The organism is Mesobacillus sp. QJM3NY_10 (genome assembly GCF_056173465.1).
Genome location: NZ_CM149675.1, coordinates 1,265,302 through 1,289,643 on the forward strand (window position 1 = coordinate 1,265,302; position 24,342 = coordinate 1,289,643).

23 protein-coding genes are annotated in these 24,342 nt (G+C 43.8%); 19 read left to right on the forward strand and 4 right to left on the reverse strand.

The annotated features are described in order from the left end of the window. Nucleotides 1-314: 314 nt before the first annotated feature. From AC0VX7_RS06380 to AC0VX7_RS06390, 3 genes are all read left to right on the forward strand, one after another. A complete protein-coding gene (locus AC0VX7_RS06380) occupies nucleotides 315-1,055 on the forward strand; it encodes an ABC transporter ATP-binding protein (protein ID WP_475427144.1) in 741 nt (246 codons plus the stop codon). After that, nucleotides 1,048-2,259: an ABC transporter permease gene (locus tag AC0VX7_RS06385; protein WP_475427145.1), complete on the forward strand. Its 1,212-nt coding sequence runs from the start codon at nucleotides 1,048-1,050 to the stop codon at nucleotides 2,257-2,259. The genes AC0VX7_RS06380 and AC0VX7_RS06385 overlap by 8 nt, the downstream gene beginning before the upstream one ends. Nucleotides 2,260-2,362: 103 nt before the next feature. Beyond that, nucleotides 2,363-3,085, forward strand: coding sequence for an EcsC family protein (locus AC0VX7_RS06390; protein WP_214908913.1), 723 nt, complete (start codon nucleotides 2,363-2,365; stop codon nucleotides 3,083-3,085). 187 nt (nucleotides 3,086-3,272) lie between these two features. Here the strand turns inward: AC0VX7_RS06390 and AC0VX7_RS06395 are convergent, their stop codons facing one another. Both AC0VX7_RS06395 and AC0VX7_RS06400 read right to left on the reverse strand, forming a co-directional pair. After that, nucleotides 3,273-4,436: a M20 family metallopeptidase gene (locus AC0VX7_RS06395; RefSeq protein ID WP_475428096.1), complete on the reverse strand. Its 1,164-nt coding sequence runs from the start codon at nucleotides 4,434-4,436 to the stop codon at nucleotides 3,273-3,275. Nucleotides 4,437-4,629: 193 nt separating this feature from the next. Further along, entirely contained in the window at nucleotides 4,630-6,021 is a 1,392-nt protein-coding gene (locus AC0VX7_RS06400) for a hypothetical protein (protein ID WP_475427146.1), read from the reverse strand. Between the two features lie 291 nt (nucleotides 6,022-6,312). Between AC0VX7_RS06400 and liaF the strand changes: the two genes are divergently transcribed. From liaF to AC0VX7_RS06415, 3 genes are read left to right on the forward strand one after another with little or no spacing between them, the layout of a single operon-like run. Further along, nucleotides 6,313-7,080: a cell wall-active antibiotics response protein LiaF gene (liaF, locus tag AC0VX7_RS06405; protein ID WP_475427147.1), complete on the forward strand. Its 768-nt coding sequence runs from the start codon at nucleotides 6,313-6,315 to the stop codon at nucleotides 7,078-7,080. Nucleotides 7,081-7,093: 13 nt separating this feature from the next. Further along, a complete protein-coding gene (locus tag AC0VX7_RS06410; protein WP_215034571.1) occupies nucleotides 7,094-8,128 on the forward strand; it encodes a sensor histidine kinase in 1,035 nt (344 codons plus the stop codon). Further along, nucleotides 8,128-8,769, forward strand: coding sequence for a response regulator transcription factor (locus AC0VX7_RS06415; RefSeq protein WP_475427148.1), 642 nt, complete (start codon nucleotides 8,128-8,130; stop codon nucleotides 8,767-8,769). The genes AC0VX7_RS06410 and AC0VX7_RS06415 overlap by 1 nt, the downstream gene beginning before the upstream one ends. A gap of 34 nt (nucleotides 8,770-8,803) precedes the next feature. Here the strand turns inward: AC0VX7_RS06415 and AC0VX7_RS06420 are convergent, their stop codons facing one another. Further along, a complete protein-coding gene (locus AC0VX7_RS06420; protein WP_475427149.1) occupies nucleotides 8,804-9,310 on the reverse strand; it encodes an antibiotic biosynthesis monooxygenase family protein in 507 nt (168 codons plus the stop codon). 304 nt (nucleotides 9,311-9,614) lie between these two features. On the opposite strand from AC0VX7_RS06420, the gene hemE reads away from it, so the two are divergent. From hemE to AC0VX7_RS06445, 5 genes are all read left to right on the forward strand, one after another. Continuing rightward, a complete protein-coding gene (gene hemE / locus AC0VX7_RS06425; RefSeq protein ID WP_475427150.1) occupies nucleotides 9,615-10,661 on the forward strand; it encodes a uroporphyrinogen decarboxylase in 1,047 nt (348 codons plus the stop codon). A gap of 90 nt (nucleotides 10,662-10,751) precedes the next feature. Continuing rightward, nucleotides 10,752-11,690 (forward strand): ferrochelatase, encoded by a 939-nt coding sequence (gene hemH, locus AC0VX7_RS06430; RefSeq protein WP_475427151.1) that lies wholly within the window; start codon nucleotides 10,752-10,754, stop codon nucleotides 11,688-11,690. 174 nt (nucleotides 11,691-11,864) lie between these two features. After that, nucleotides 11,865-13,289: a protoporphyrinogen oxidase gene (gene hemY / locus AC0VX7_RS06435; RefSeq protein WP_475427152.1), complete on the forward strand. Its 1,425-nt coding sequence runs from the start codon at nucleotides 11,865-11,867 to the stop codon at nucleotides 13,287-13,289. Between the two features lie 132 nt (nucleotides 13,290-13,421). After that, complete coding sequence (locus AC0VX7_RS06440) at nucleotides 13,422-13,994, forward strand: TetR/AcrR family transcriptional regulator (RefSeq protein WP_475427153.1); 573 nt, start codon at nucleotides 13,422-13,424, stop codon at nucleotides 13,992-13,994. 72 nt (nucleotides 13,995-14,066) lie between these two features. Beyond that, complete coding sequence (locus AC0VX7_RS06445) at nucleotides 14,067-16,283, forward strand: YhgE/Pip family protein (protein WP_475427154.1); 2,217 nt, start codon at nucleotides 14,067-14,069, stop codon at nucleotides 16,281-16,283. A 121-nt stretch (nucleotides 16,284-16,404) separates the two neighbouring features. Here AC0VX7_RS06445 and yhfH read toward each other — a convergent pair whose 3' ends face one another. Then, nucleotides 16,405-16,539 carry a protein YhfH gene (gene yhfH / locus AC0VX7_RS06450; protein ID WP_084135502.1) on the reverse strand — a complete coding sequence of 45 codons (135 nt, stop codon included), beginning with the start codon at nucleotides 16,537-16,539 and terminating at the stop codon, nucleotides 16,405-16,407. 172 nt (nucleotides 16,540-16,711) lie between these two features. On the opposite strand from yhfH, the gene AC0VX7_RS06455 reads away from it, so the two are divergent. From AC0VX7_RS06455 to AC0VX7_RS06490, 8 genes are all read left to right on the forward strand, one after another. Continuing rightward, entirely contained in the window at nucleotides 16,712-17,446 is a 735-nt protein-coding gene (locus AC0VX7_RS06455; RefSeq protein WP_475427155.1) for an MBL fold metallo-hydrolase, read from the forward strand. Nucleotides 17,447-17,459: 13 nt separating this feature from the next. Beyond that, the gene (locus AC0VX7_RS06460; protein WP_475427156.1) at nucleotides 17,460-18,449 is read left to right on the forward strand and encodes a lipoate--protein ligase; all 990 of its coding nucleotides are present in this window, start codon (nucleotides 17,460-17,462) and stop codon (nucleotides 18,447-18,449) included. A 171-nt stretch (nucleotides 18,450-18,620) separates the two neighbouring features. Then, complete coding sequence (locus AC0VX7_RS06465) at nucleotides 18,621-20,177, forward strand: fatty acid--CoA ligase family protein (RefSeq protein ID WP_475427157.1); 1,557 nt, start codon at nucleotides 18,621-18,623, stop codon at nucleotides 20,175-20,177. A 117-nt stretch (nucleotides 20,178-20,294) separates the two neighbouring features. Further along, nucleotides 20,295-21,080: an enoyl-CoA hydratase-related protein gene (locus AC0VX7_RS06470; RefSeq protein WP_475427158.1), complete on the forward strand. Its 786-nt coding sequence runs from the start codon at nucleotides 20,295-20,297 to the stop codon at nucleotides 21,078-21,080. 410 nt (nucleotides 21,081-21,490) lie between these two features. Further along, nucleotides 21,491-22,219 carry an AzlC family ABC transporter permease gene (locus AC0VX7_RS06475; protein ID WP_215034547.1) on the forward strand — a complete coding sequence of 243 codons (729 nt, stop codon included), beginning with the start codon at nucleotides 21,491-21,493 and terminating at the stop codon, nucleotides 22,217-22,219. Next, entirely contained in the window at nucleotides 22,212-22,517 is a 306-nt protein-coding gene (locus AC0VX7_RS06480; RefSeq protein WP_215034545.1) for an AzlD domain-containing protein, read from the forward strand. Before AC0VX7_RS06475 ends, AC0VX7_RS06480 begins: the two co-directional genes overlap by 8 nt. Nucleotides 22,518-22,714: 197 nt before the next feature. Next, entirely contained in the window at nucleotides 22,715-23,503 is a 789-nt protein-coding gene (locus AC0VX7_RS06485; RefSeq protein WP_475427159.1) for an ABC transporter ATP-binding protein, read from the forward strand. Then, nucleotides 23,487-24,242, forward strand: a complete 756-nt coding sequence (locus AC0VX7_RS06490) for an ABC transporter permease (RefSeq protein ID WP_041966754.1) — start codon at nucleotides 23,487-23,489, stop codon at nucleotides 24,240-24,242. The genes AC0VX7_RS06485 and AC0VX7_RS06490 overlap by 17 nt, the downstream gene beginning before the upstream one ends. Nucleotides 24,243-24,342 lie beyond the last annotated feature (100 nt).

Here is a 24,342-nt window from a genome sequence, read left to right on the forward strand (position 1 = left end):
CGGGAAGTGATCTGCGACACACACCTCATTTCAAAATGTGGAGTGATGTTACTGAACGGCTGGGTTAACATTTACGTAGCGCAATGCAACCATCCCCTTGTTTTGAACGTTTAAATCAGTGTGCTTATATATCGAATAATATGTCTTTAACAGACACCTCATTTCGAAATATTGCTTGTTACCCCTTCATAAATTATGATGCCCCGATTGGAAGCTTATATGCGAAAAAGTTTCGAAATTAGTTGAAGCTTTTCCTAATGGATATGGATTTGTTAAAATAACGGTACAGAATACGAACTGGAAGGGCGTTGTTCATGTCTTTATTGGAAATTAACCAGGTAACCGGTGGATATACGAGGAATCCGGTATTGAAAAATGTGAGTTTCACCGTCAATAGTAATGAAATCGTTGGATTGATTGGCCTGAACGGTGCTGGAAAAAGTACGACAATCAAGCATGTGATCGGCTTGATGGAGCCTCATAAGGGTGATATTAAAATTAATGGCAGAACCTTTTTGGAAGGCAAGGAGGAATATAGAAAGCAGTTCACCTTTGTGCCTGAAACGCCTATTCTTTATGATGAATTGACGCTTGAGGAGCATCTGCGGCTGACAGCAATGGCCTATGGTCTTGAGGAAAAAGAATATGAACAGCGAATAGATGCTTTATTGAAGGAATTCAGGATGAGTAAAAGGCTAAAATGGTTTCCTGCCCATTTTTCAAAAGGGATGAAACAAAAGGTAATGATCATGTGCGCATTTTTGGTACAACCTTCACTTTATATCGTCGATGAACCATTTGTCGGTCTTGATCCACTTGGGATTCAATCCTTGTTGGATTTGATGGATAAGATGAAGGAAAATGGGGCTGGCATATTGATGTCGACGCATATTCTTGCAACGGCCGAACGTTATTGCGATCGTTTTGTCATTCTTCATAATGGAGAGGTCAGGGCGCATGGGACGCTTGAAGAGTTGAGGGACCAATTCCAAATGCCTGGCTCAACACTGGATGACCTGTATATCCAACTGACGAAGGAAGAAGACTATGTTTAATCCGCAGCACTTATGGAAGGAGCGTTTCGGTACTTTTGCCAAGGAAACCGGAAGCTACCTGCGATACATTTTTAATGGCCATTTAGTGATTGTCGTCCTGTTTTTATTGGGAACGGCGGCTTTTTACTATCAAGAGTGGATTGAAACGCTGAAGCCGGATTTCCCGGCAGCGTGGATCATCGCCTTGGTTCTTGCTGCCATTCTTACATATAGTCCAATCCAGACTTTTTTGACCGAGGCGGATAAAATATTTTTATTGCCACTTGAAACCAGATTGGATGACTATTTCCGGAAATCGATCACTTTCAGCCTGAGCCTGCAGTCTTATTTATTGCTGCTTGTACTCGCGGTATTGATGCCTCTCCATGTAAAAATACATGGTGCCGATTTCAAATCTTTTTTCATCCTTTTAATCGCACTCATTCTGGTAAAATGGATCAATATATTGATTCGCTGGAATGTACAGTATTTTATCGAGAAGAACGTAAAATTGACGGATAGCATCATTCGTTTTTGTATTAATGTCGTTCTTTTGTATTTTATCTTTTCAGGAGCGCAGCTATTTTTTGCAGCCGTTCCAGCTGCTGTCTTAATCATGCTGTATTTTTACTATAAAAAGCAGACAAATGACAAAGGTTTGAAGTGGGAGCAGTTGATCGAGGACGAAGAACGGCGGATGAATGCCTTTTACCGTGTGGCCAATATGTTTACGGATGTTCCAAAGCTGCGAGACCGCACGAAAAGAAGAAAATGGCTTGATTGGCTCGTTAACATCATTCCATACAAGCAGGACCTGGCCTTCAGCCATCTTTACTTAAGGACCTTCGCAAGATCCGGGGATTATTTCGGCTTGCTTGTCCGCCTAACATTGATAGGAGGAGCAGCGCTTTATTTCCTATCATATGGGCCAGGACAAATTTTGTTTGCTTTGCTTTTCATGTATTTGACAGGGTTTCAGCTTTTGCCTTTATGGAATCATCACCAAAACAAACTCTGGGTCGGTCTGTATCCTGTACCAGAGAATTCAAGAAAAAAATCCTTTACGAGCCTGTTGCTGGGAATAATGATTTTTCAGGCAGCTGTTTTTGCAGGGACAGTTTTCATTAAAGGGGATTTGATATTAGGAGCAATCGTATTGGCTGCTGGAATCGCATTTTCACTGTTCTTTGTTTATTTTTACAGTCAGAGTAAGCTTAAATCATAATTTTGAAATCCTTTTCGTAATCGCCTTAAGCTTTTATGAAAAGGATTTTTTTGAATCGTTTTTGTGTTTGAGACGTAATAGTAAAAAACAAGGGGTGAAAACATTGAATGATTATGAATTGAAGGCTTATGAAGAGGTTCTCACCTGGAAGCGAAAGCTGAATAAACGTTCAAGCCTTTTGGCTCGTGCTTCAAAGAAAGCGCAGACGAAAGTGAATCAGTTGATTCCAGACAGAGTACATCAATTCTTGACGGAAAGTATTAAGAACATGGTCAAGGCGACTCTGGCGGGATCAAATTACACGACGAAAAAGCAGCAGGGAACAGGGCTTTCACTTGCTGAGAAAGACCAGGAGCTTCATAAAAAGCTGTCTGCATATAAGAGGACGGCGGCTGTGGAAGGGGCCGGAACTGGAGCCGGGGGCATACTGCTCGGAATGGCGGATTTTCCTTTGCTTTTATCGATTAAAATGAAATTTCTTTTCGAGGCTGCATCTGTATATGGTTATGACCCTTCAAGATATGAAGAAAGGCTTTTTATCCTTTATGTTTTCCAGCTGGCTTTTTCAAGTGATGAGCATCGAAAGCAGACGCTGGACTTGATTGAGAACTGGGAAGCAAGAAAAGCTGAATTGTCGGAGCTGGATTGGCAGCAATTTCAGCAGGAATACAGAGACTATATCGACTTTGCCAAAATGCTGCAGCTAATGCCAGGTATTGGGGCTGTTGTAGGAGCTTACGCAAATTACAATCTGCTCGACCAGCTAGGTGAAACAGCGATGAATGCCTATAGGATAAGGATCCTGAAAACACCTCCGCAACTATAAAATGCGGAGGTGTTTTGCATCATCAAATAATTATGTTGTGGTGACTTATTTAGGGTGTTCTTAATCTAGCTCTAGCGCCTAGCCCCTCGAGACGCTTCGGTCCTGCCAATGAAGTCAAAGAACGACTTCACTGTCAGGCCCTCCAGCGCTTGTCGGGGCTGAACGAGGCGCTTGCGCTTTTTGTTTTTTAAGCTAATGTCTCACTTTTTTCGTGTTTGGTTTGTTCCTTTATTTGATAGTTGAGTGCGGCTGCGCAAAGAGTTTTTGCGGCTATGACCATCGCTTTTTCATCAAAATCGAATCTTGGGTGATGATGCGGATACGATCCATCAGTTTCAGGCTTAGCTCCGGTAAAGAAGAAGGTACCTTTAACATTCTGCAGATAGTAGGCGAAATCTTCACCGCCCATTTGAAGGGCACTTTCTTCTATTTTTGTCACTTCCGTTACTTTAGTTGCACAGTCAATCAGGAATTCAGTTTCTGCTGCATGGTTGACGACGGCTGGATAGCCTTTTTCATAGAGGTAATCATATGTGCAGTCTGTTGCCAGACAAGTGCCGTTGACTACTTTTTCAATTTCCGTTGCGATGAAATCCCGGGTTGATTCGTTGAATGTCCTGACTGTACCAATCAGCTTTGCTTTATCGGCAATTACATTAAAGGCATTTTCTGCCACGAATGAACCTACGGTCACAACTGCGGAATCGACAGGATCGACGCGTCTGCTGACAACTTGCTGTAAGGTCGAAACAAGCTGCGCTCCAGCAACAATGGCGTCCTTTGTCTTATGCGGCTGTGCACCGTGTCCGCCCTTTCCCTGGATTGCTATTTCAAATCGGTCAGCTGCTGCCATGATTGGTCCAATCCGGTATTGGATGGTTCCTGTTGGCTCAGTTGCCCACAGATGGGTACCGAAAATCACATCCACGCCTTCAAGGCAGCCATCTTCGATCATCGAAATTGCGCCGCCTGGAGCGTACTCCTCAGCATGCTGGTGAATCATCACGTACGTTCCCTGCAAAGTTTCCCTGGCTTCATATAGTACCTTTGCAAGCACTAATAATGTCGCTGTGTGTCCATCATGGCCGCACGCATGCATCACACCTGGAACTAATGATTTATATGGAACATCTTTCTCGTCCTGTATAGGCAGGGCATCAAAATCAGCTCTAAGTGCGACCGTTTTTCCTGGCTTTGCACCATGGATTTTTGCAACCACTCCGTTGCCGCCCACATGGGCGCGGACCTCAACTCCAAGTTTTTCGTAATACGATTGGATATATTGTGCTGTGTTCACTTCCTGGAAAGACAATTCAGGATGTTGGTGCATATAACGGCGGATTTCCACCATTTCCGGATAAAGGTTTTCTATTTTTTTTAAAAGCTGATCCTGCAATTGGTTCATCTCCTTATGTAAAATAGTTTGATAATTTAAATAATTATAGCACATAAATAGAATAAAAACATTTTAGCTTCATAGCAAAAGAAGCTCCCATAAAGGAAGCTTCGTATATAAATGGAGCCATGTAATGGCATCCAGTATTTTAAATCAGGAACATTGCCACAATCGTGGTGACAATCAGCCCGATTGTAACCGGAAGCAGATTCCTTCTTGCTAGTTCAAACGGATCCACTCCGCAAATTGCGGCTGCCGGAATCAATGCCCATGGAACAAGGGTGCCGCCGCCGACCCATATGGCAGCAATTTGACCAAGAGCGGTCAGAGTAGCGGCTCCTGCACCTATGGCAGTCGAGAAAATCGCAGCTACCGATCCGGCAAGTGAAATTCCGGAAAAGCCCGATCCATCGAGGCCGGTAATTGCCCCGACAGCAGTGAGGGTCACGGCTCCAACTTCAGCACTGAGTGGCACGACAGAAGCCAGCGCCACGCCGAGGTCATTTACAATGCCCTGAGAAGTTTTTGGCAGGAACTCGCCGATAATTTTTGTGAAGCCTGAATCACCAAGATAGAAGAATGCTGCGATTGGAATGACTGCACCAAAAACCTTAAAGCCGAACTGAAATCCTTCGATCAGATAGCTAGTCGTTTTTTCAAGACCTTTGTTCTTATGTGCTGCGAGTGAAATGAGAAGAAGAATGAAAATCGAAGTCCCGCCAACGAGCGCAGTTGCGTCGCCTCCTTGCAAGTCAAGAATGGACATTGCGGCGACATCTACAGCAAATAAAACCGGTATCAGGATGGCGAAAAATTTCTTGGCACCGGCTGATAGCAAGCTGGGGTCACTTGTATGATCCATTTCAACTTCAAGCGCGCCGCCACCTTTTAGTGTCCCGTTTTTCATATCTCTTTTTAATAGATAGAAAGCGGTGACCGTTGTGACTACACCCATCACAATGACCAGCGGGATACTGGCCTGGACTACCGAACTGACAGGAATGCCTGCTGCATCTGCAGTAAGTTTTGGAGCAGCCTGGATGACAAAGTCACCGGACAGGGCGATTCCGTGCCCAAAGAGGTTCATTGCGACGGCTACCCCTAGCGCAGGCAGTCCGACTCTGACAGCAACCGGTAAAAGAACAGCTCCCATCAAGGCCACGGCCGGGGAAGGCCAGAAGAACCAGGATATGACCATCATGACAATGCCAATCGTCCAATAAGCCAGCGCCGGTGTTTTGATCAGCTTTGCAAACGGGGATATCATCGCATCATTGATTCCGGTCACTGTAAGTGTCCTGCTCATCGCCACGATAATCGAAATAACAAGAATAGTAGGCAAAAGCTCGGTAATCGCATATATGAAGCTATTGAATATACTGCTGACCGATCCACTCAAAGATCCCGTTGCGACAATTGCCAATAAAAAGATACCGATAATTGATATAAGGGTTGTGTCTCTTTTCATGACCATGAAACCGATAATCAGGAAAATGAATAAAACATATATCCAATGAAGTGCCGTTAATTCTATGATCATGGAATAATCCTCCTTTCTAAATGACATGCTGTGTACCTTTGGGTTATATAGGCAAATTTCCTAATTGAGTACTACAGGATATGATGGCCGCGGAAAGGTGTGAGCGGTATCAGAGAATTTTTTCTCGGTCTCGAGACGGAGAGGAAAAGCTTCTCCAGAGGGGCGAAAAATGCCGAGCCATATTTTAATATGAAGCTATAAATTCAAATCTAAAAAAACCAGCATAAAAAAGGGGTTTTCCCAGCAGGAAAAGAATAAGTGATTATGATAGGAAGAAAGAAGGGGGAACTTTTGCGTACACGATCGATGAATCAGATAGCTGCGGCTGTCATACTATCAGGCTTAGGAGTTATTCTTCTGTTAGTCAATTTAGGTGTCATTTCCTTGGAAATAAAAGAGCTTTTTGTCGTAACCTATCCATTTTTATTAATAGTGTATGGATTAGTAGTCTTACTGCAGAGACAGTTTGGCTGGGGGTCATTCATCGTCCTATTTTCATCCTTGCTGATCATGGACCGCTTTGGCTTGATTGCCTTTGAATTTCTTGATGTGTGGAAACTTTGGCCTCTATTGCTGATTAATTTTGGATTAGCGATGCTGTTTAGGAATAAGAAAATAAAAGTAATTTACCAAACGGATTTTCCATCAGCGAAGCAGATTGATAAAATCCCGGCTCCCGAAACTACCTTAAAGAAGATACGGGGGGTGTCGATTGGCCAGGTGACATTCAAAAAGCAAAACTGGGCAGTCGAACCAATGGATTTATACAATATGGTCGGTGAATATTTTATAGACTTCAGTAAAGGCTTCATTCCTGACAGGGAGACGCCGATTAGGGTGCGCGGCTGGGTTGGTGAAGTGAAAATGCTCATTCCCGAGGATGTGCCTGTAAAGATTGATGCTGTCATAGGCGTCGGTGAAGTAAAGCTGTTCGATTATGCTCAGGAGCAAATAAAACATGTAGTAGCTTATAAATCGGATGATTATGATGATGCAGTAAGGAAATTAAACATCACAATCGAATTGAAGATCGGTTCTGTCAGGATTGATCGGGTGTAGGGGGAAGCAGCAAATGACAAGTATCCGCTTATGGTTTATCCAAACGTTCTTGATGATGGCTTTCATAACTTCTCTCATCCTCTTCATCGGTCTTCAAATCTTTCTATTCCTGGTGCCTGACAGCGGCCTTTCGACTACGATGACGTTCTGGTTTTGGCTATATAGCTTTGTCATTATGGCAGCAGTCGGATTTTACTTCAGTTTACGAGGAAGCTACGTAATCAAAGGACGTCTTGGCGATATATTACTATTCATCGCTACTTTGCGCAGAGGCAAATTCACGGAAAGAATCCAAACGGATGAAAAAGATGAAATCGGACTCATTTCCGAGGAGCTCAATCAGTTATCTGAATACCTCCAGGACCAGGTTCATTCATTGCAGCGGCTTGCAGAAGAAAAAACGGAGCTATCAAAGACGGCAAAGTCCGCCGCAACCATGGAGGAAAGACAGAGGCTCGCCAGGGATCTGCATGACGTAGTCAGCCAGCAGCTATTCGCGCTCAGCATGATGTCATCTGCTTCACTAAGATGTTTTGACCAGGACCCAGAGAAGGCCAGGAAGCAGCTGGAGCAAATATCTGAGATAGCGGGCAAAGCACAGGGGGAAATGAGGGCTCTTCTTCTTCATCTAAGGCCTGTCCAATTGAGTGGGGAGAGCTTGTGTGAAGGAATCATTAAACTAATCAGGGAACTGAAGCAAAAAACGAATCTGGCATTCGAAGCTAGTGTTGATGAAATCGAACATATTTCGCAAGCTGCAGAAGAGCATATATTCCGGATTGTTCAGGAAGCACTATCAAATATCCTGCGGCATGCCGATGCGACCAAGGTGAAATTGGTGCTTGCAGAAGAGAACCGATATATCCATCTGTATATCGGTGACGATGGTAAGGGCTTCGACATCCATGAAGAAAAGATGGCATCATACGGCCTTAAGACGATGAGGGAACGGTGCGAACAAATTGGCGGTACATATAATATTCGTTCAAAAGCAAACGAAGGAACATATATTGAAATACGGATACCTGCTTTGAGGAGGGAAGAGTAATGGGGAAAATCAGGGTTGTCGTAGTAGATGATCATGAAATGGTCAGAAAAGGCATCATTTTCTATTTGGAGACTGAACCAGCAATCGAGATTGTCGGTGAGGCGGATGGTGGAAAAAAGGCAGTTTCACTTGTAAAGGAAACGAAACCGGATGTTGTCCTGATGGACTTGTTAATGGAGAATGGATCGGGGATTGATGCAACCAGGGAGATACTAAGTTTTTATCCAGAATGTAAAATCATCATTATCACTAGCTTTTATGACGATGAACAGGTTTTTCCGGCCATCGAGGCAGGAGCATTTAGCTATATGCTAAAAACAGCGTCCGCATCTGAAGTCATCAAGGCGATTGAAAAAGCCTCAAGAGGGGAAACGGTCATTGAACCAAAAGTGGCCAATAGGATGATGAAAAGACTTAGGCCGCAGGAGCGTAAGCCACATGATGAACTGACAGAACGAGAGCTAGATGTGCTGAAATGTATTGGTGAAGGAATGACAAACCAGCAGATCAGTGAGGAGTTATTCATCGGTGTCAAAACGGTCAAAACCCATGTTTCGAACATTCTGGGTAAACTCGGTTTATCAGACAGGACGCAGGCAGCGATTTATGCTAACAGAAACGGTTTGATTAAAACGACATAAAAGAAGGGAGGGTGCCTCATGCCCCTCCCTTCTTCTACTTTTCTATATAGTATTTCGATACGTATGATGCGCTCTCAAAAATATTCGGCCGTGCACCGTCTATTCCTGCTTCTGTGCCGCGTTTTTTGTGCGCATTCTCGTAAGCCTTCGATTTTTGCCAGTTTTCGAATGCCCCTTCATTTTCCCAGATTGTCAAAATGATATATGTGTTGGAGCTTAAGGGACGAAGAACGCGGATTGCGATAAAACCTGGTTCATTCTCTATCAGCCTCGGCCTGTTCAAAAATCGGTCTTCAAAAAGGGGCCGGCCTTCATCTGTTACTGGAATATTGTTGAAAACAGCGAATCCTTCATGGTCAAGTGAACCAGCGGAATCAATCACCTCATACTTCCTTGGTGAACTGAACAATGTTTTCTTGTCAGACTCGTGGACAAGGAGCGACGACTCATTATTGTTCATCAATATCATGTTTTCACCTTGATGCTTTTCTTTCAACTTCATTAAAAAATCTGGAGTTCCTGACGTAATATATAGATTCATTTTCTCACCTCGTTTTAAATAAAAATGCTTTGCTTCTATTATACTAATTGTATGCTGATAAACCCAAGCTATCATCTGTTTTCCCTTTTATTGAGGAAGTAAAAGCAAAATTCGTCAAATTTTTAACAATTTAAAGCGTTTGCTATGAAATCGGCTGACAAAAACGATATAGTGTATATAGTTTGTTTTTTTGTATCAACTAAGCAGGCTATCGCGAAGCCGATTCGGAAAATAGTTGTTTTTTATTTTATTCCTTTTATATTACAATGGAATACAGACATTATTGAAAGGTGGATTTCCCCTAATGAGCAAGATCATTAACGATACATTTTTAAAAGCAGCCAGAGGAGAAGCAACAGATTACGTTCCTGTCTGGTATATGAGACAAGCTGGAAGGTCCCAGCCTGAATATAGAGAGATCAAGGAAAAATATTCTTTATTCGAGATTACGCACCAGCCTGAACTTTGTGCTTATGTGACAAGGCTGCCTGTTGAGCAATATGGAGTAGATGCGGCGATCCTTTACAAGGACATCATGACACCACTGCCAGCTATGGGAGTGGATGTTGAAATTAAATCAGGCATCGGACCTGTCATTTCCAATCCAGTAAAAACATTCGCTGATGTTGAAAAGTTGGGTACGATTAACCCTGAATCTGATATTCCTTACGTACTTGACACGATCAAACTTCTTACAGAAGAACAGTTGTCAGTACCATTGATCGGCTTCTCAGGAGCACCGTTCACGCTTGCAAGCTATATGATCGAAGGCGGTCCTTCAAAGAATTACAACAAGACTAAGGCATTCATGTACGCACAGCCAGAAGCCTGGTTCGCACTGATGGACAAGCTTGGCGATATGGTGATTACATATGTGAAGTCACAAATCAAGGCTGGAGTAAAAGCTATCCAGATTTTTGATTCATGGGTAGGTGCGCTGAATGTTCAGGATTACCGAACTTACATCAAGCCAGTCATGAACAGGATTTTTTCTGAACTGAAGAAAGAAAATGTTCCATTGATCATGTTTGGTGTTGGAGCAAGCCACCTTGCCATGGAATGGAACGAACTTCCGCTAGATGTTGTTGGATTAGATTGGCGTCTACAAATCAGTGAGGCTCGCGAGCTTGGAATCCAGAAAACCGTCATGGGAAATCTCGATCCTGCAATCCTGCTTGCACCTTGGGAAGTAATCGAAGAAAAGGCCAAGGGTATCCTTGATCAGGGCATGGCACAACCAGGCTACATCTTCAACCTAGGGCATGGTGTATTCCCATCAGTGAACCCGGAAACATTGAAAAAGCTGACTGCTTTTATCCATGAGTATTCTGCCTCGAAACTAGGCAAATAGTCTCTATACTGCTTCAGAGCATTACATTTGGTAAAATGGTCTGGTTTTTGGCAGAATAGAAGCTTAGAGACACGAAAAAGAGGTGCAATCATGACGAAGAAAAAGATGGGTTTGCTTGTGATGGCATATGGCACACCCTACAAAGAAGAAGATATTGAACGATATTATACACATATCCGCCGCGGACGCACTCCGTCACCGGAAATGCTTGAGGACTTAAAACAGCGTTACGAAGCAATTGGCGGTATTTCTCCACTTGCGAAAATTACCGTTGCGCAAGGCGAGAAGCTTGAACAGCATTTGAACAGCATTCAGGATGACATTGAATTCAAGATGTATCTCGGTCTAAAGCATATCGAGCCGTTCATCGAGGATGCAGTCAAGCAAATGCATGATGATGGTATTGAAGAAGCGGTTAGCATTGTACTGGCTCCTCACTTCTCGACCTTCAGCGTGAAATCCTATAATGGACGCGCCAAGGAAGAAGCGGCAAAATTGGGCGGACCAGAAATTGTATCGGTAGAACAGTGGTATGACGAGCCGAAATTTATTAAGTACTGGTCAGACAGAGTAAGTAATATATTTGCTGACATGCCTGCTGATGAGCGCGAGAACGCAGTATTGATCGTTTCGGCCCACAGCCTTCCGGAGAAGATTCTCCAAATGGGGGATCCGTATCCTGAACAATTAAAAGAAACAGCTGATATGATCGCAAACCAGGCAAATGTGAAAAATTACGAGGTTGGCTGGCAAAGTGCAGGAAACACACCTGAGCCATGGCTAGGGCCAGATGTCCAGGACTTGACGAGAGACCTGTTCGAGGCAAATGGATATAAAGCCTTTGTTTATGTGCCGGCTGGATTTGTTTCCGACCACCTGGAAGTACTATATGACAATGATTATGAATGCAAGATCGTAACGGATGAGATCGGGGCCAGCTATTACAGGCCGGCAATGCCAAATACAGAGCCTGAATTTATTGATGCATTGGCAGATGTGATTTTTAAGAAGCTGTCAACTTCAAATTAGGCTGTTTTGGCAATAATTGCGGCTTTTCGTACATGTTCTGTAAACCGCATCAAGAATGGTATCATTGCTCTTTTCGAGGAGACTTCAAAATTAAGATATCATTCATACAGGCTGAGACAGCAAAAAAGTTTACGAAAAGAGCCTCGCTAAACTACTTAAAGAAGGCGATTTACCGTGAAGGAAAAGAAGAAAGTTGTAATCGTTGGGGGCGGCATAACTGGTTTGTCAGCTGCATACTATTTGCAAAAGCATGCCAGGGAGAACCAGCTTCCGCTTGATGTGAAATTGGTCGAAGCCTCTCACCGTGTTGGCGGGAAAATGCAGACATATGTTAAAGATGGCTTTGTGATTGAAAGAGGACCAGATTCATTCCTTGAGAGGAAAGAGAGTGCAGGACGACTCGCCAGGGAAGTTGGCTTAGGGGATAAACTAGTCAATAACAGTACCGGAAAAGCGTATGTGTTAGTGAAGGACAAGCTCCACCCTATGCCTGGCGGTGCAGTGATGGGGATCCCTACACAAATAGGCCCCTTTGTCACAACCGGCCTGTTTTCATGGCCAGGCAAGTTCCGGGCTGCAGGAGACTTCTTCATGCCACCTTCCAAGGTGAAAGGAGACCAGTCACTAGGTGAGTTTTTCCGTCGCAGGCTTGGGGATGAAGTCGTTGAAAATCTGATCGAACCTCTGCTCTCCGGAATCTATGCCGGGGATATTGATAACATGAGTCTACTATCAACTTTCCCGCAATTCTATCAGGTTGAACAGAAATACGGGAGCCTGATTCTTGGTACAAAGAAAACGACTCCCTCGGCGAAAAAGAAGCCTGCCGAAACAGGCCAGTCAAAGAAAAAAGGAATGTTCCTGACCGTGACTTCAGGTTTGCAATCTTTTGTCGATGCCATTGAGTCGAAGCTCGAACCAGGTTCTGTGATAAAAGGGATCCGGGTCGATAAAGTAAGCAAACAAGAAGATGGTTACCGGATGAGGCTGAGCAGCGGGGAAATACTGGACGCAGATAGTATCTTGGTATCGGCCCCACATGAAGCTGCCTTGCATATGTTCTCAAATCATGAACATATTTTTGATCCTTTCCGGAATATGCCCTCGACATCGGTGGCTACAGTTGCGATGGCATTCCCGGAAAGTGTCATAAAAGAAGATATTGATGGTACTGGATTCGTTGTATCGCGGAACAGTGACTACACAATCACTGCCTGCACCTGGACACATAAAAAATGGCCCCATACTACTCCTGAGGGAAAAGTATTGCTCCGTCTTTATGTCGGCAGGCCGGGGGACGAGGCAATTGTCGAGCTTTCGGACGATGAAATCATCAAGATTGCTCTTGAGGATTTAAATAAAACGATGGATATCCAGACAGAACCTGAGTTTGCCGTAGTTTCCCGATGGAAAGAGTCAATGCCGCAGTACACCGTCGGACATAAGGAAAGGGTCGCGAATCTGAAGAATGACCTGGCCGGTGAGCTTCCAGGTGTCTTCGTTGGCGGCAGTTCCTATGAAGGAGTCGGCCTTCCGGACTGCATCGACCAGGGAGAAGCCGCTGTTGAAAAGATTCTGGCATTCTTAAAGCTTAACTGATAAAAAACCCTTTTAGGGTTTTTTATTTTTGTTTTCACAGTACACACGCTTGCCATAGTGTAAAAGATATGATAAATTAATTTTTGACACATTGACCGTTTTTCTCATTTGGTCATTTTAGAGGGGGATATCATGGCAATTGACCGAAGACAGCAGATTATTGATGCGGCCACCAACTCTTTTTCGCTATACGGATATAAGGCGACTACGATTGACCAGGTGGCAAAGCTGGCGAACGTTGGTAAAGGGACAATCTATACCTTTTTCAAAAATAAAGAACAGCTTTTCGATGAAATCATTAATGGGCTGATCAAAGAAATGAAAGTAGTCGCAAATGAGGCAGTAAATACGGAAGATTCTTTTTATGAAAATGTCCATAGGGCTTTGTACAGGCTACTGGAGTTTCGTAAAAGGCACCAGCTAACCATCAAGCTTTCGCAAGAAGCGCGAGATATAGGAACACCAGCCGTTCTGGAGGTTATGGATAAATTAGAATCTGCTATTCTGAGCTTTATTAAAGAGAAAGTAATCCAAGCGATCGAAAAAGGTGAAATTAAGGAATGTGATCCGGAGACTACTGCTTTCATCATGATGAAGCTTTATATTGCGCTGATCTTTGACTGGGAAAAAAAGAACGAGCCACTTGAAAAAGAAAAAATCTCAGAGTTATTTGAGTTCTATATTTTCAGAGGATTGTCTGAATAAGATAATCCTTATTTCAAGTCTAAAATTGACTAAATGAACAAAACGGTCATTCTTTACAACGAGGAGGACATCATGAAAAATAAATTATTCACGCAGGAATTGCTTGCTATTTTTCAAAATAAAAAGCTTCTTATTCCAATCATCGCCGTCCTGTTTATCCCGGTCCTGTACAGTGGGATGTTTCTATGGGCATTCTGGGATCCGTATGAACATCTGGCAGATTTGCCTGTAGCAGTTGTCAATGGAGATTCAGGTTCTGCGATTGATGGGAAGAAGATGGAGCTTGGCGATGATTTAGTTGAAAAATTAAAACAGAACCAGGACTTCGGTTTTGAATTTGTGTCGGAAGAAAAAGGGATAAAAGGTCTGCAGCAGCAAAAATATTATATGCTGATCAAAATCCCGAAAGACTTTTCCGAGAATGCAACTACCTTAATGGATGAGCATCCCAAAAAGCTTGAACTTGTTTATATGCCTAATGAAAGTTTCAATTTTCTATCAGCTCAGATTGGTGAAACAGCAGCTGAAAGAATAAAAGCTTCCGTCTCCGAAAAGGTTTCTGAAACTTATGCTGAAACCATGTTTGAGAAGATCGGCGAATTGGCAGATGGCCTTGGCAAAGCGAGTGACGGAGCTTCAGACCTGAACGAGGGTGCGGTAAAGCTGAAAGATGGAAGCCAGGCGCTATATAATAACCTGTCCGTTCTGGCGAGCAAATCGATTGAATTCAACCAGGGAATGAATTCGGCTAATTACGGAACAAAAGAGCTTGCCAATGGAGCAGGAAAGCTAGCCGGCGGACTTGGCCAATTGGAGGGAGGCGAAACCAAGCTTGAGGATGCTTCGGGTCAACTGTTGACAGGCCAGGAAGATTTACTTGCGGGAGCTACAGAAATAAAAGCAGGTATAGATCAAGCTAACAGCAAGATACCAGCAATGATTGAAGGTACAAAACAACTTGAACAAGGATCTGAAAATCTCAGCCAGAACCTGACAGCTTGGAAAAATGGGGCTGACAATGCAGCTGGCGGAGCATCTCAACTTCATGCAGGCATTCAAGAGCTGCAAAGACAAATGGAGGCGATGGCGCCTGCAATAGCTGCAGATCCTGATAAACAGAAAGAGCTTGCTTCTTTCCAAAAGCTAGCCGAAGCGCTTAGCAAACTGGAAGCAGGCAGTGCCACTCTTGAACAAGGAACTGCTCAGCTCTCAAGCTCAGCAGGTGAACTGGCTGTCGGCTCTGAGAAATTATCAGCCGGCTTGAATGAAGTCATTGTTGGTCAAGGACAGCTACAAGCGGGAATGTCTAAAATCGCATCTGGCAGCGGACAACTTGAAACAGGTGCTGCAAAGCTGGCAGCCGGACACGAAGAGTTTCATTCGGGTCTCCAGCTGTTCGGTGACAGGCTGAGTGAAGCGAAAGCTGGTTCTGTTGAGTTGGCGAATGGCAGTTCTAAACTTGTAGGGGGAATGGATCAGCTGGCAGCTGGTTCAGCAGCCATGAAGGACGGAACAGACAAACTGGCATCTGGTGCTAGAGAATTATCTGAAGGGAATTCCAAGGTAGCAGATGGGACATCAGAGCTCACTGTAAAGCTGAAGGATGGAGTGGAAGAAGCGAAGCTCAATCCTAACCAGGATACCTATAACATGCTGGCGGCACCTGTGAAGCTAGAAAGTCAAACAATCAAAGCGGTTCCAAACTATGGTACAGGTTTTGCGCCATACTTTTTATCTTTAGGCTTGTTTGTAGGTGCTTTGCTGCTTTCAATTGTCTTCCCGTTGAGGGAACCAGCAGGTGTTCCCACCAGCGGGGCAAACTGGTTCTTCAGCAAATTCGGCATATTGGCAGGAATCGGGGTATTGCAGGCACTTGCAGCTGATGTCATCTTACTTTTTGGGTTAGGTTTAGACGTGGAAAGCATTCCGCTATTCTTTACTTTCTCTATTATCACAAGTCTGACATTTATTGTATTGATTCAGTTCCTAGTAACATTGCTGGGTGATCCGGGCCGGTTTGTTGCTATCGTCATCTTGATCCTTCAGCTTACGACAAGTGCAGGAACTTTCCCGTTGGAATTGATTCCAGGATTTTTGCAAAAGTTCAATGCATTTTTGCCAATGACATATTCAGTGCAGGGATTCAAGGCTGTCATCTCGAGCGGGGATTTCGATTTCATGTGGAAAAATGCAGGAATACTGGCCATTTATGTCTTACTGCTCGCAGCAGGTACAGGCGTATACTTCCACTGGATGTTTAAGAGGAAATTTGCAATGTTAGTTAAATAAAGAAAAAAAGAAGCCAGCCGTTTATAAATAAAACGAGCTGGCTTTTTATGTGCAGTTTTACCACTGCGGGAAAGGGATTGTATTACACCCGGATTACCGGGGAAGGAAAACGATTTAGTTTTTATAGTTTGCCAGGGTCCATGCATCCATCGCACTTATTTCCATAGCACTCATGTTGTTCATTAATTGTCTCTCCACACTCTGAGCATTGCTTTGCTGGTAAATTGCGAAAGAATTCTACGACATTTTCAATCATGCTGTTCCCTCCAATTGAGTTTGTGTTTTGATACAGTTTCATTATTTATTTTATTGTATTATAACAGAACGTCCGGCGTCAATCATAATTTTCTGAAAAAGCCGTTAAAGTGAAAAAATGGGCAAAATGAAGTATAGTGAAAGAAAAACGTGTGATTTTAGGAGGGCAATCATTGAAGCTGACAATAATAGGATTCTGGGGCGGCTTCCCAAAGGTGAATGAGGCCAGCACTGGATATTTGCTTGAACATGAAGGGTTTAAGTTAATGATAGATTTTGGCAGCGGCGTACTGGCGAAAATCCAAAATTTCGTGCAGCCTGAAGAGCTGGATGCCATGGTGCTGTCGCACTATCATCCCGATCATGTCGCTGATATCGGAGTATTACAGCATGCCAGGCTCATCCAAGGCTTTCTGGGCAAGAAGTCCCCGCAACTTCCGATTTATGGACATACACAGGACAAGCAGGAGTTTGCGAAGCTTACATATAAGAACATAACAAAAGGGGTCGCTTATGATCCGGCAAAAAATCTTACCGTAGGGCCTTTCACGATCTCATTCATTTCTGCAGTACATCCAGTTCCTTGCTATGCGATGAGGATCGAAGCAGGCGGAAAGTCTATGGTATATACAGCTGATACTTCCTTCAAGGAAGAATTCATCCCATTTGCATCCGGAGCTGACTTATTGCTCTCAGAATGCAACTTTTATGGTAACCAGGATGGCAAAGGGGCGGGGCATATGAATAGCTACGACAATGGAAAGCTGGCTGAGGGCGCGGGTGTGAAACAGTTAGTCTTGACCCATTTGCCTCATTACGGAGAAATTGACCAGCTTGTTTCAGAAGCTTCCACAGTTTACAATGGCCCGATTACTCTTGCAAGGGAAGGGCTCGAAATCACCTTATAAAGGAGAATCAATCATGTTATTTATCGACAACAAAGGAATCACAGACCCTAGGATCAATCTGGCAATCGAAGAATATGCCTTGAAGAATCTCGATATCGATGAAACCTACTTACTGTTTTATATAAACGAACCATCCATCATTATTGGCAAAAATCAGAACACAATTGAAGAAATCAATACTGAATATGTCGAAAACAATGGCATCCATGTCGTCCGCCGATTATCAGGAGGCGGAGCAGTATACCACGACCTTGGCAACTTGAATTTCAGCTTTATCACAAAAGACGACGGAGAAAGTTTCCACAATTTCAGGAAGTTTACCGAGCCAGTGGTGAATGCCTTAAGGAAACTGGGAGTCAATGCCGAATTGAGCGGAAGGAATGACCTGCTGGCTGAAGGAAGAAAGATATCCGGAAACGCTCAATTTTCCACAAGAGGGCGGATGTTCAGCCATGGTACCTTATTGTTTGATTCAGAAATCGAAAGTGTGGTTTCAGCGCTAAATGTTAAAAAAGACAAGATAGAATCTAAAGGAATTAAATCTATCCGCAGCCGGGTTGCGAATATCTCCGAGTTTCTCTCAGAAAAAGTGACAATTGAGCAATTCCGTTCACTTCTCTTAAAAAATATCTTTGAGGGACTGGATGAGATTCCTGAGTATGTTTTAACAGAGCAGGACTGGGAAAAAATCCACGAGCTTTCAAAGGAAAGATACCAGAATTGGGATTGGAACTATGGAAAGTCGCCTAAGTTCAACCTGCAGCATTCGCATCGGTTCCCCGTGGGGCAAATCGATGTCCGTTTTGAAGTCAACAAGGGAATCATCGAAAACTGTAAAATTTACGGAGATTTCTTTGGGGTAGGCGATGTCACCGAAATAGAGGACAAGCTGACCGGCATCAAATATGAGAAGTCTCAAATAGCCAGTGCATTAGAAGCTGTGGACATCAAACATTATTTCGGAAATATTTCTAAAGAAGATTTCATTAACTTAATATATTAAACTGAAGGAGCGCGGTGTTGATGACACCGCGTTTTTAATTTACTAAAAGTAAAATTGTTAGAATTTCGACATATTTTCCTTGAATCCATAATTTTCTTTCAATATAATATATTTAGAAAACTTTTTACAAAGTTTGGTGACTCTTGTCACCGCAAAGGGGGAAGGGAGTTAATGAATCTTTCATCACAGCTTCATCACACTGCCTCAATGCTGGGCGATAAGCCGGCATATTTTTTCATGGACAAAGCAAGCACCTATGCAGAGCTAGATGCTACTGTAACGAAGTTTGCTTCTGGACTTGAGAAACTAGGGGTAAAAAAGGGCGATCATATCGCATTGTTGCTAGGAAACTCTCCACATTTTGTCATCGGTTTGTACGGAGCGCTTAGACTCGGTGCAACAGTCATTCCCATCAATCCAATTTACACAGCAGATGAAATCGGCTATATCTTGAATAACGGTGATGTAAAGCTTGTCGTCGGGCTGGATTTAATGCTGCCGCTCGCAGAAAAAATGCATCAGCATCTGCCAAAGGTCGAACACTTCGTCATCGCGGAGACCGGCCAGAGCCAGATGTCTGAAGAGGAAATGTCCAAGCTTTCTTTAGGTTCAAAATTGAAACCGTTTACACATGTCGTTGGTTCCGGAGATCTTGATTTCAAGGATCCTGAACTGAATGATGATGATGTCGCCGTCATTCTTTATACGTCTGGAACAACAGGCAAGCCTAAAGGGGCCATGCTTACACACAAAAATCTTTATAGCAATGCAAAAGATGTAAGCGATTATCTAAAGATGAACGAAGATGACAAGGTGATCACAGCCTTGCCGATGTTCCATGTTTTCTGTTTGACAGTTGCCCTTAATGCGCCATTGATGAATGGTGGAACACTGTTAATTGTTCCTAGATTCAGCCCGGCGGAAGTGTTCAGGATTGCCCGGCAATACGAGGCTACTGTATTTGCCGGAGTACCAACAATGTACAATTTCCTTTTCCAGTATCCAGAAGGAAATCCGGATGACCTTAAATCGCTTCGACTTTGTATTTCTGGCGGTGCTTCACTTCCAGTTGCGCTTCTTCAAAATTTCGAGCGTAAATTCAATGTAATGGTTTCAGAAGGATACGGTTTGTCGGAAGCTTCACCAGTCACATGTTTCAATCCACTTGACCGTCCACGCAAGGCTGGTTCAATTGGGTCTTCAATCGTGAATGTTGAGAACAAGGTTGTCAATGAATTGGGAGATGAAGTAGCTCCTGGAGAAGTTGGCGAATTGGTCGTCCGCGGTCCGAATGTTATGGCAGGCTATTATAAGATGCCAGAAGAAACAGCTGCCACAATCAAGGATGGCTGGTTGTATACAGGAGATCTCGCTCGCATGGACGAAGAAGGCTATTTTTACATTGTTGACCGTAAAAAGGACCTGATCCTGGTCGGTGGATACAATGTATATCCTCGTGAAGTCGAAGAAGTATTATACAATCACCCAGACGTAGTTGAGGTTGCCGTTCTCGGTGTACCAGATCCGAATTTCGGCGAAGCAGTAAGATGCTATGTTGTCAGCAAAAATCCTGAACTGACCGAAGAGCAGCTGCTCGAGTATTGCCGCGAACACCTGGCGAAATACAAGGTGCCAAGCGCGATCGAGTTCCTCGAAGAACTTCCGAAAAACACAACCGGAAAGATTCTAAGAAGAGCGCTAAAAAATCAGGTTTTACAAGGACAATAATCCTAATGATGAGAGGCAGGCGCCCGTGCCTGCCTTTTTTCGCTCTATTAGCGCTTAAGCTTTTCAAATTGAGAAGGAATTTTGTCCTTTTAACTAGAATGTCAATTGGAGAAGGAGATGATCAGTTTGGGAAACATCAATTTTCAATTAGAGGGAAATACGGCAATTGTCACGCTGAATCGTCCGGACGCATTAAACGCTTTTAACTATGAAACACTCGGAGAATTACAGCAAATTATTGAAAAAATTAGATCGAACCGTGAAGCCAGAGTCGTCATTTTTACTGGAGCTGGTGAAAAGGCATTCAGTGTCGGAGCTGATTTAAAGGAGCGCCGTACTTTGTCTGATGAGGACGTAAAGCGGAACATTTATAAAATCGGCGAGGTCTTCACGATGGTTGACCAGCTTCCACAGCCGACGATTGCCGCCATCAATGGATTTGCCTTCGGAGGCGGAATGGAGCTGGCCCTTGCCTGCGATTTCCGTGTTGCCGCTGCAGGAATACAGATGGGATTGACAGAAACAAGCCTGGCGATTATCCCGGGAGCAGGTGGCACACAGCGGCTGCCAAGATTGATCGGGCAAGCAAAAGCACTTGAGCTGATTTTGACCGCGCGCCGGCTGAAAGCTGAGGAAGCGCTTGAATATGGACTCGTCACTGCTGTCGTCAAAAAAGAGAGCTTGCTTGATGAATGCATGAAATTTGCTGACATGATGCTGGCGAACGGTCCAGTGGCCCTGCAGCAGGCAAAGTACGCCGTCAAGCAGGGGATGAACGCGGACTTGCAGACAGGATTGCAAATCGAGCGCAAAGCATATGAAGTGACCATTCCGACAGAAGACCGACTCGAAGCGCTGGCAGCCTTCAGTGAGAAACGAAAGCCAAATTTTAAAGGGAATTAATAAAAACACGGCTGAGGCCGTGTTTTTTTGGTGATTCCATTCTTTTTGCCGCAAAGCTCGTAGGAAGAGAGACCGCAACTGTAGCAAATATTTAATGTTATCTATCAATTTTGCGTTGGTATCCACGGTTTTACCAATAATTCGACCACATTTGGGAATAATTCAACCCCTTTTCCTAATAATTCGACCACATTTTTAAATAATTCAACCACATTAATCAATAATTCGACCACATTTTCGAATAATTCGACCAACCGCTTCATTAGCAGCCTGCCAGTCATAAACTTTTTCACGCAACTAATTATTTCGATAAAAGAAATACTTTTCCAAGGTGCTGGAAGTATGTATAATATATTTTAATTGATTAAAGGAATTTGATTTTTACATAGTGATAGAAAGGCGGGAAGCGAATGGAAAGCACATTGGTTGTTAAGCAGGCAACAGATTTTAAAAGAGGGATTCAATCGGGCATCAGCATTGCGATAGGCTATATGCCGGTTGCGCTTACCTTTGGCCTGATTGCCAAGACAACGGGACTTGCACTTAGCGAGACGGTCATGATGAGCTTGCTGGTGTTTGCGGGAGCCGCACAATATATTTCATTAAGTCTCCTCGCCCAGGGGATTGGGATTTTTGAGGTCATCCTCACGACCTTTATCGTGAATATCCGCCATTTTCTCATGTCTGCGTCCTTGAATGAAAAAGCAGAAGAGGATACCGTGGGAGCGAGAATGGGCTATTCATTCGGGATCACGGATGAGACATTTTCAGTCGCAGCGACACGCGAGGGCACAATCAATGCCCGTTATATGTTCGGCTTGAACCTTACTGCTTACTCAAGCTGGGTCGTTTTCTCGGGGTTAGGCTTCATCATTGGGGCAGGATTGCCGCAGACCCTTCAGGAAAGTATGTCAGTCGCTTTGTATGCCATGTTTGTGGGATTACTAGTCCCGTCGATGAAAGGCAATGTGAAAGTTGTATACCTTGCCGTAATCGCAGCGGCGTTCAATTCGATTTTTACGATGGCTGAACTTATGTCTACAGGCTGGGCCATCGTGCTGGCAACACTGCTATCAGCGATTCTTGTAGAGGCAGTAGAAACATTCAAGAAGGGCAGGGGGACAGAAACAGATGAGTAAAGAAATCGTCATCATGATCATAGGTATGGCCATCGTAACCTACATACCGAGGATGCTGCCGTTTGTGATGTTCCGTGGAAAAGAACTTCCGCCATTCCTGCAGGGTATCCTGAAAAATGTTCCTTATGCCACTCTCGGCGCGCTGATTTTCCCGGCAATCCTGTTTATCCAGGAAGATATCTGGTATGGGCTCATTGGGGCTGCCGCTGCATTCATTGTTGCTTTTATGGGAGCGAATGTCATTGTTGTCGTCATTGGCTCCATCTCCGTTTTGACTTTATATTCTTATTTTTTCTAGACCTGCGGACATGCGGGTCTATTTTTTTGGTATGAGTAGCTGGCTGAGAAATCTATAGCTCACGAATTCAGCTTAGGAAAAACGGGCTGCCAGATTTTATAAAAGAATGAAATGTTGACAAGATGAATGAATAGATTATAATTAACTTTATTAATTCCGACTAAACTAATAAGTTTTATGAGAATAGGGTGGTTAAATTGTTTATTGAAATCAGCAATGTACACAAACAATATGGAGACAAAAATAATCACCAGGTTGATATTCTAAAAGATATTAATCTAGGAGTGAATAAAGGTGAATTTGTATCGATTCTTGGGCCATCCGGCTGCGGGAAATCAACGCTTCTTTCGATCGTGGCTGGACTGACTCCGGCAACTAGCGGCGAAATTATTGTCTCTGGCAAAAAGATAGATAAACCAGGCAAGGATAGGGGGATGGTTTTCCAGCAGGCGGCGCTCTTTCCGTGGCTGAATGTTCTAGAGAATGTTCTATTTCCGCTTAAACAGGAAATGCCGAAGAAGCAGGCTGAAGCGGAAGCGAAAAAACAATTGCAAAAGGTTCAGCTTAGCAAATACCTTTCCCACTATCCTCACGAGCTGTCAGGGGGGATGCAGCAGCGGGTGGCGATTGCGAGGGCGCTTGCGATGAATCCGGAAATCCTTTTGATGGATGAACCATTCGGCGCTCTGGACGAACAAACGCGTTCGCGACTCCATGAGCAGTTGGAGACGATTTGGGCCGAAACACAGAAAACAATCTTGTTCGTCACTCACAGCATCTCTGAATCCATTAAACTATCTGACCGGATCATTGTGATGGGAACGAAGCCAGGGGTGATCCTTAAGGATATTAAAGTGGATATTCCAAGACCGCGCCATGAACATAAAAAAGAGATGGTTGAACTGGAAGAATATATTATGAGTTATCTGAAGAAGGAGATCGACAAAGTCATCAGGGAGGAGCTTGCAGATGAATCCACACATTAAGAGAATCATATTTTTCGCAGCAATCATCGCATTCTGGTACACCGGAAGCAAGCTGGAATGGTGGATGCCCATCATCCTTCCTTCCCCGGAAAAAGTCCTGGAGGCACTTATCACAGGCTTTGAGGATAAAACGCTGATTTACGACCTAATTGCCAGCTTCAAACGGCTCGCGATTGGTCTCGGACTTTCCCTGGTAATCGGAACTGGACTTGGAGTCCTGCTCGCTAAGTCAAAAACGGCGGATGAAACACTTGGAACTGTCGTCCTCGCATTTCAAAGTGTACCGAGCATCGTTTGGCTCCCGCTTGCAATCATGTGGTTCGGTATGAACGAGAAAGCTGTTATTTTCGTGGTGGTTCTTGGAGGAACATTTGTGATGACACTTAATATCAGAGTGGGCATTAAAAATGTTTCACCATTATTCATAAAGGCGGCAAAAACGATGGGAGTGACCGGCTGGAACTTATACAAAAGGGTTATTTTTCCGGCAGCGATCCCTTATGTTGTAACCGGCTCAAGATTGGCATGGGCATTTGCCTGGAGGGCACTGATGGCAGGGGAGCTTTTAAGCACAGGTCCAGGACTCGGTTATACGCTCCGCTACGCATCAGACTTTGGTAACATGGGGCTCGTGATTGGCGTCATGATCATTATTGGTGTCATTGGAACAATCGTAGATCAGCTTATCTTCCAGCGTATCGAAAAATCGGTGCTGAATCGCTGGGGACTTGATTCATAAAGGCTCTTTTCTCAAACTTTGTTCTACACAATAAGTCTGAATTACCTAATTTTCTTCACAAAATTAACGATTATGAGAAAAGAGCTTGCAAACTTGGTAG

Coding starts and splice junctions, on each gene's coding strand:
- AC0VX7_RS06380 (WP_475427144.1), top strand. CDS start 315: ATGTCTTTATTGGAAATTAACCAGGTAACCGGTGGATATACGAGGAAT.
- AC0VX7_RS06385 (WP_475427145.1), top strand. CDS start 1,048: ATGTTTAATCCGCAGCACTTATGGAAGGAGCGTTTCGGTACTTTTGCC.
- AC0VX7_RS06395 (WP_475428096.1), bottom strand. CDS start 4,436: ATGGTGGAAATCCGCCGTTATATGCACCAACATCCTGAATTGTCTTTC.
- AC0VX7_RS06400 (WP_475427146.1), bottom strand. CDS start 6,021: ATGATCATAGAATTAACGGCACTTCATTGGATATATGTTTTATTCATT.
- AC0VX7_RS06410 (WP_215034571.1), top strand. CDS start 7,094: ATGACAAGTATCCGCTTATGGTTTATCCAAACGTTCTTGATGATGGCT.
- AC0VX7_RS06415 (WP_475427148.1), top strand. CDS start 8,128: ATGGGGAAAATCAGGGTTGTCGTAGTAGATGATCATGAAATGGTCAGA.
- AC0VX7_RS06420 (WP_475427149.1), bottom strand. CDS start 9,310: ATGAATCTATATATTACGTCAGGAACTCCAGATTTTTTAATGAAGTTG.
- hemE (WP_475427150.1), top strand. CDS start 9,615: ATGAGCAAGATCATTAACGATACATTTTTAAAAGCAGCCAGAGGAGAA.
- hemH (WP_475427151.1), top strand. CDS start 10,752: ATGACGAAGAAAAAGATGGGTTTGCTTGTGATGGCATATGGCACACCC.
- AC0VX7_RS06440 (WP_475427153.1), top strand. CDS start 13,422: ATGGCAATTGACCGAAGACAGCAGATTATTGATGCGGCCACCAACTCT.
- AC0VX7_RS06445 (WP_475427154.1), top strand. CDS start 14,067: ATGAAAAATAAATTATTCACGCAGGAATTGCTTGCTATTTTTCAAAAT.
- yhfH (WP_084135502.1), bottom strand. CDS start 16,539: ATGATTGAAAATGTCGTAGAATTCTTTCGCAATTTACCAGCAAAGCAA.
- AC0VX7_RS06460 (WP_475427156.1), top strand. CDS start 17,460: ATGTTATTTATCGACAACAAAGGAATCACAGACCCTAGGATCAATCTG.
- AC0VX7_RS06465 (WP_475427157.1), top strand. CDS start 18,621: ATGAATCTTTCATCACAGCTTCATCACACTGCCTCAATGCTGGGCGAT.
- AC0VX7_RS06470 (WP_475427158.1), top strand. CDS start 20,295: ATGATCAGTTTGGGAAACATCAATTTTCAATTAGAGGGAAATACGGCA.
- AC0VX7_RS06475 (WP_215034547.1), top strand. CDS start 21,491: ATGGAAAGCACATTGGTTGTTAAGCAGGCAACAGATTTTAAAAGAGGG.
- AC0VX7_RS06480 (WP_215034545.1), top strand. CDS start 22,212: ATGAGTAAAGAAATCGTCATCATGATCATAGGTATGGCCATCGTAACC.
- AC0VX7_RS06490 (WP_041966754.1), top strand. CDS start 23,487: ATGAATCCACACATTAAGAGAATCATATTTTTCGCAGCAATCATCGCA.